Origin of the sequence: Actinoplanes sp. NPDC051633, from assembly GCF_040681735.1 — a bacterium.
Classification (GTDB): domain Bacteria; phylum Actinomycetota; class Actinomycetes; order Mycobacteriales; family Micromonosporaceae; genus Actinoplanes.
Map to the genome: position 1 here is coordinate 1 of NZ_JBFAZH010000637.1, position 4,628 is coordinate 4,628.

The 4,628-nt window shown below is 73.0% G+C and carries 5 protein-coding genes and 2 pseudogenes; 4 read left to right on the forward strand and 3 right to left on the reverse strand.

Annotation, left to right across the window (positions count from 1 at the left end; translation table 11 throughout):
- Positions 1-1,239 (forward strand): annotated as a pseudogene (locus AB0M20_RS28475) (hypothetical protein); the annotation flags it as partial.
- 40 nt (positions 1,240-1,279) lie between these two features.
- Here the strand turns inward: AB0M20_RS28475 and AB0M20_RS28480 are convergent.
- Together AB0M20_RS28480 and AB0M20_RS28485 are read right to left on the reverse strand one after the other, a co-directional pair.
- Positions 1,280-1,627 (reverse strand): VOC family protein, encoded by a 348-nt coding sequence (locus tag AB0M20_RS28480; RefSeq protein WP_364303363.1) that lies wholly within the window; start codon positions 1,625-1,627, stop codon positions 1,280-1,282.
- 10 nt (positions 1,628-1,637) lie between these two features.
- On the reverse strand, positions 1,638-2,105 hold the full coding sequence (locus tag AB0M20_RS28485) for a cupin domain-containing protein (protein ID WP_364303366.1): 468 nt from the start codon (positions 2,103-2,105) through the stop codon (positions 1,638-1,640).
- Between the two features lie 28 nt (positions 2,106-2,133).
- Between AB0M20_RS28485 and AB0M20_RS28490 the strand changes: the two genes are divergently transcribed.
- From AB0M20_RS28490 to AB0M20_RS28500, 3 genes are all read left to right on the forward strand, one after another.
- Positions 2,134-2,598, forward strand: coding sequence for a MarR family transcriptional regulator (locus tag AB0M20_RS28490; RefSeq protein ID WP_364303368.1), 465 nt, complete (start codon positions 2,134-2,136; stop codon positions 2,596-2,598).
- Between the two features lie 68 nt (positions 2,599-2,666).
- The gene (locus tag AB0M20_RS28495) at positions 2,667-3,785 is read left to right on the forward strand and encodes a uroporphyrinogen-III synthase (RefSeq protein WP_364303370.1); all 1,119 of its coding nucleotides are present in this window, start codon (positions 2,667-2,669) and stop codon (positions 3,783-3,785) included.
- Positions 3,782-4,450 (forward strand): CbiX/SirB N-terminal domain-containing protein, encoded by a 669-nt coding sequence (locus AB0M20_RS28500; protein WP_364303372.1) that lies wholly within the window; start codon positions 3,782-3,784, stop codon positions 4,448-4,450. Before AB0M20_RS28495 ends, AB0M20_RS28500 begins: the two co-directional genes overlap by 4 nt.
- Here AB0M20_RS28500 and AB0M20_RS28505 read toward each other — a convergent pair.
- Positions 4,417-4,628: pseudogene (locus AB0M20_RS28505) on the reverse strand (hypothetical protein); the annotation flags it as partial. The gene AB0M20_RS28500 and the pseudogene AB0M20_RS28505 sit on opposite strands and share 34 nt — an antisense overlap.

A 4,628-nucleotide genomic window follows, 5' to 3' on the forward strand; every position in this document is an offset into this window, starting at 1 on the left:
GCGGGCCCCGACAGCCCCGCGGCCAGGCCCGCCTGCGCCGAGGCGGCACGACACGGCGTCGTCGAGGCCGGCGCCGGCGGCGGCCGCCGGTTCGTGCACGCGCTTGTGCAGGAGGTGGTGCTGGACGCGCTGCCGGCCGGCCGCGCCGCCCGGTTGCATGCCGCGGTCGCCGCCGAGCTCGCGAAGTCCCGCGGCACGAGCCCGGACGAGCTGGCCCGGCACCTGTGGGCGGCCCGGGAACTGGTCGGCGAGGCCGCCGTGCCCGCGCTCCTGGCGGCCGCGGACGCCGCCGCGGCGGTGTACGCGCTGGAACAGGCCGAGACCCACCTGCGCCACGCCCTCACGCTGGTCACCGACCCGACCGCCGAGCTGTCGCTGCTGCTGCGGCTCTTCCGGCTCATCATGACCGGCCGCGGCTGGGGTGACGAGGATGTGCGGGCGGTGGTGGACCGCGCCATGGAGCTCGGCGCGGCCGGGGCCTACAACGACGACACGGCGCAGCTGTGGTGGTCGCTCTACTTCTTCCTGCTCGACCGCAACGATCCGTCCTACGTGGACATCGCCCGAACCCTGCGGGCCGCCCCCGCCGAGGAGCTCAACCACGCATCGCTCGCCGTGGTCGACCTCACCGGCATCTTCGCCGCCCTGGCCGAGGACGACCGCGACCGGGCGTACGAGCACCTGCGGGCCGCGCGCGGGCACGTCGAGGCCGCGCCCGCCGCCGAGCTCGCCGCCTTCGACGAGCACCTGCACGTGATGCTGCTGCTGATCGAGGGTTACTGGGCCGCCCTGCACGGCGATCGGGAGGCGTACCGGTCCGCGGCCGGTGCGGCCGTGGCGCTCGCCGACGCCGACGGCCGTCCGTTCCCGCGGGCGGTGGCCCGCACGCTGGGCGCCGCCTGCGGCCCGTATCTGTCCGATGTGTCGTTCGCGGGTGACCTCGCCCGGCGGGCGCTCGAGCTCGACCGGCGATTCCGCTTCGGCTGGCTGGAGTCGATCGCCGCGTGGGTGCGGGCCTGGGCCGCCGGCGATGCGGCGAACCTCGAAGCCGGAATGGCGCGGATAATCGAGGCCGGTCACCTCGGCAACGAGTCGGTGCTGTCGTTGATGCTGGCCGACGTCCATCGGCGCGACGGCCGCCCGGAGGCGGCCCGCGAGGCGCTGCTGCGCGCCCGCCGCAACCCAGGGCCCTATCGCGGGCTGATCGTCGACCTCGTCGATAAGCGGCTGGCCCACTGATTTCTGTTGCCAACTTCCCTGCGCTGCCTGGAACAGGGCGCTAGGAAGCCGGGCCGCCGCCGAAGCCGATCTCGTTGCCGTCCAGGTCGTGGTAGATGACTTTGCGGACGCCGTTGTCGTAGGTCTCGCGGCTGGCCGGCTCGATGCCGCGAGACGTGATGGCGGTGACCCGCTCATCCAGGTCGTCGACGAAGAGCGTGACCTGTGCGTGGCCGGCGTGGTCCGGCTCGAGCTCGACATACAGCCAGGCGTTGTCGAGCACGGCGAAGACTGCCTCGGTCTCGTGGGCCAGGAACGCCGGCGGTGCGCCGAGCAGTTTCTCGTACCACGCGACCGAGGCCGGATAATCGCTGACGGACATCCCGGCGAACATGTCGACGACGGCCATGCCCGCCACTCTAAATGGGGTCGAGCATTTCGATGCCATTGTCGGCGGCGATCTTCATGACCTGCTCCATCGTCGGCGGCCCATCGGTGGCACTCGCCGCCACCACCGCCCGGGTGAAGCCCTCCATCGGCGCGCCCGGAGCATGCACGAGCAGGGCGACCGCGTCGGACGACGACTCGTTGCGAATCGTGTGCGGGACACCGCCGGCGAGCGGGACCACGTCGCCGGCCCGGGCCGTCACCCGCGAGCGCGGCGCTCCCGCGGGCGCCGTGTAGAAGGTGAACTCGCCGCTGAGCACGTGGTAGATCTCGCCCGGCTCGTGGCGGTGCATGACCGGTGGGCCGCCGCCCGGCGGCATCCGGACCTCGACGGCGAAGAGTGCACCGCCGGTCTCCGCGCTGGTCGCGAGGATGGTGATCTCGTCTCGCCCCATCGTGAGGCGTTCACATGTGGCACGATCGACAGGTAGCTTGTCCATGTCCCCAATTTAGACAGGTGACCTGTCGATGTCAACCCGCTTGCCGGTCACGCAGGGCCGAGTTCGCCCGCTCAACCTCGCCAGCCTCGCGCGCGAGGTCTTCGTCGCGCTCAACGACCTGGTGATCACCCATCTGGCCGAGCACGGCCACGGCGAGATCAGGCCCGCGCACAGTGTCGTCTTCCAGTTCCTCGACGACGACGGGACGACGGTCAGCGTCCTGGCCGAGCGGGCCGGCATCACCAAGCAGGCGATGGCCGAGCTGGTCGTCCATCTTGAGGAACGCGGGTACGTGACCAGGCGGCCCGACCCGGCCGATCGCCGGGCCAAGCTGGTGTTGCCGACCGAGCGCGGCCGCGAGGTGATCGACCTGGCGCAGGCGTTCGTACCCGAAGTCGAGAGCCGGCTCGTCACGATGATCGGCGCCGACCGGCTCGCGGCCCTCAGTGAAGATCTCGAAACGATCCTCTCCGGCGTACGCCGGGTGAAATGACCCTGGGTTGACACCCGCGAAACATGACCGCCGCACCCGCGACACCCACGGTCGCCAGCATGGGTCGCATGACGGTCGGATCGGATGACGGTGTCGGCGCGCTCGCCGGGTTCACCGTCGCGGTGACCGCCGAACGACGCCGCGACGAGATGGCGGCCCTGCTGGCCCGTCGCGGCGCCCGGGTGGTCACCGCCTCGGCCATCACGATCGTCCCGCTGGCCGACGACGAGGCCCTGCGCGCGGCGACGGCGGCCTGCATCGGGCTCACCCCCGACCTCGTGATCGCCACCACCGGCTTCGGGTTCCGTGGCTGGCTGGAGGCCGCCGACGGGTGGGGGATGGGCGATGACCTGCGCGCGGTGCTGCAGCGGGCGCGGATCGTCGCCCGTGGCCCGAAGCCCTGCGGCGCCATCCGGGCGGCCGGGCTCAGCGAGGACTGGGCGGCCGCCACCGAGGCATCCGAGGAGATCCTGGAGCGGCTGCTCGGCGAGGGTGTCACCGGGCTGCGGATCGTGGTGCAGGAGCACGGCGAACCGCAGACGGAGTTCGTCGCGGCGCTGCGTACGGCCGGCGCCGCCGTGGTCGAGGTCCCGGTCTACCGCTGGACGCTGCCGCCGGATCTCACCCCGGTCCGGCGGCTGGTCGACCAGGTCGTCCAGCGCCAGGTCGACGCCGTCACCTTCACCAGCGCCCCGGCCGTACGGGCGTTCCTGCAGGTCGCCGGGCCCGCCCGGTCCGCGGTGCTCGACCGGTTCCGTGGCGGCGTCATGGCCGCCTGCGTCGGACCGGTCACCGCGCAACCGCTGACCCAGGAGCAGGTTCCGGTGGTGGCGCCGCAGCGGTTCCGGCTGGGCGCGCTGATCAAGGCGATCACCGACGAGTTGCCGCGGCGGGCCGTCCGGATCCGGGCCGGCGGGACGAGCCTCGAGCTGCGCGGGCACGCCGTGCTGATCGACGGCACGCTGCACACCCTCGCGCCGGCCTCGATGACCATCCTGACCGCGCTGGCCGACCGCCCCGGCGTGGTGGTCTCCAAGGAGCAGCTGGCGGCGAACCTGCCACGCGGCAACGACGGCCACGCGGTCGACGTGGCGATCGCCCGGCTGCGCACCGCCCTCGGCAGCGGGAAGCACATCGAGACGGTGATCAAGCGCGGCTACCGCCTCCGCGTCGACGAGGCGGCATGAGGCCCGTGAGCCGCGGGGGTCACGGCGATGGCGGCCCGCTCGTCGCGGTGGCGCACGGGACCCGGTCGGCGACCGGTCAGGCGCAGATCCGGGCGCTGGCCGACACCGTCGCGATGACCCGGCCCGGCCTCGACGTGCGACTGACCCATGTGGACGTACAGCGGCCGCGGCTCGTCGACACGATGGGCGGCCTCGCTCCCTCGGGCGGAGCGCCGGTGATCGTGCCGCTGTTGCTCTCCACCGGCTACCACGTGCGGGTGGACATCGCCGAAGCGGCGGGCGGCAGCGTGGTGACACCGCCGCTGGGGCCGGACCCGCTGCTCACCGAGATCATGGCCGAGCGGATCGGGCCGCACGACGCGGTGGTGCTCGCCGCGGCCGGTTCGTCGGATCCGGGCTGGCGGGCGCAGGCGCGGAGCGTGGCGGACGATCTCGGCGCGCGGCTCGCCTTCGTCAAGGAGGCGGAGCAGACCGTCGCGCACCTTCGGCGGCAGGGCGCCGAGCGGATCGTCGTCGCCGCGTACCTGCTCGCCGACGGCCTCTTCTACCGGACGTTGCACCGGTCGGGCGCCGACCGGGTGACGGCCCCGCTGTGTCTCGACCCGCGGGTCGCCGGCCTGGTCGCGCGGCGCTATGACGAGGCCGCCGCCCTCACCCGGGCCTGAGACGCGAACAGCTTCCAGTGGCCCTCGGTGATGACGTCGACGGCGCCGGCGACTACTCGGATGGCGGTGTCGTCGTCGATGGCGTAGGCCGGGTTGGGCAGGGCGGCGGCCCAGCGTTCGGCCGCGGCCATCGTGTTCTCCGGCAGGTCGGGGTGGTCGACGTGCGGGAATATCGAGA